General features: G+C 66.3%; 1 protein-coding gene and 1 pseudogene. Both read left to right on the top strand.

All coding sequences use genetic code 11. The features are described from left to right. Positions 1–179 (top strand): annotated as a pseudogene (locus MOV75_RS39460) (dienelactone hydrolase family protein); the annotation flags it as partial. Between the two features lie 207 nt (positions 180–386). Then, a complete protein-coding gene (locus MOV75_RS39455) occupies positions 387–536 on the top strand; it encodes a hypothetical protein (RefSeq protein ID WP_246932810.1) in 150 nt (49 codons plus the stop codon). The last annotated feature ends 488 nt before the right edge of the window (positions 537–1,024 follow it).

The raw sequence follows: 1,024 nt of genomic DNA, 5'->3' as shown, positions 1-1,024 counted from the left end.
CGCTGGCGCGCATTGTGGTCTATCCCGGCGCCTATCACGATTTCGACCGCGCCAACACGCCACTGCACGCAGCTGCCGGCAGCAACGATGCCGCCGCGCCCGAGCGCGGCCATCTCGGCACGGATGCAGAGGCGCGCGCGGAGTCGCAGAAAGAGGTCGCGGAGTGGCTGGCGCGTTAGCCTGGATGCGGACTTGTCGCGCCGTAGCTCGAAGAGCGAAGGCGGAAGCGGGGCCGTCCGAGGAACAAATTCAGGCGGACAGCCCCGCATCGACCACCGCCCTGCACGGAAGATGGCCGACCGTGAATCTACGGGTGGCGAACGGCTGCGGTTTCAGCCCATGACGGCGCCTTAGTTCGACCACGATGTCGATTAAACGCAATCCTCATGCGCAACCGCATCGTCCTCTTCTCCTCCGCACTGGTCGTCTTCACCGTCGCGATCTTCCTCTATGAGGCCCACGCTGGCGCTCCCCAGCGCGCGCCGGAACATTGCGGCTTCTGGACCACGATCGACGCGGGATTGTCCTGCAGGTAGGCATGGCGGTGTCGTAGCCCGGATGAGCAAAGCGATATCCGGGACGGCCGTTGCCGGATATCGCTTTGCTCATGCGGGCTCCGCGCTGCTTCCACAGCCGTCATTGCGAGTTGTGCCTACATCGGCCCCACGCACTCCCTGTCATCGCCCGGCTTGCCGCCTTCGCTATAGCTTCGGCGGCCGAGCACCCTTGTGGCCCGGCGTAGCCTTGGCGGAGCCGGGACCGGGCGATCCAGGACTCCGAGACGTCTGTGATTCACCGGGGAGGCGCGGCCTACTGGATTCCCCGCTCCAGTGCGCAATTGCGCACAAGGCGGGGAATGACACTGAGCGTGGAATGCCGTTCGTCGCGCCTCAGCTCAGAACAAGCTGCCCTGATCCACCGGCTTGGCCACGCGCTTCGGAGCGGGCTTTGTTTCCTGCGGGGCCGGCTTCGGTTGCGACTGCGCGCGCTGTGCCGCGGGAGGCGGGCGATCTGCGTCCGCGGT

Origin of the sequence: Bradyrhizobium sp. PRIMUS42, assembly GCF_023006515.1 — a bacterium.
In the GTDB taxonomy this organism is placed as follows: Bacteria; Pseudomonadota; Alphaproteobacteria; order Rhizobiales; family Xanthobacteraceae; genus Bradyrhizobium.
Note: the sequence above shows the minus strand (reverse complement) of the source record. Positions and strands in the feature narration are given on the sequence as shown.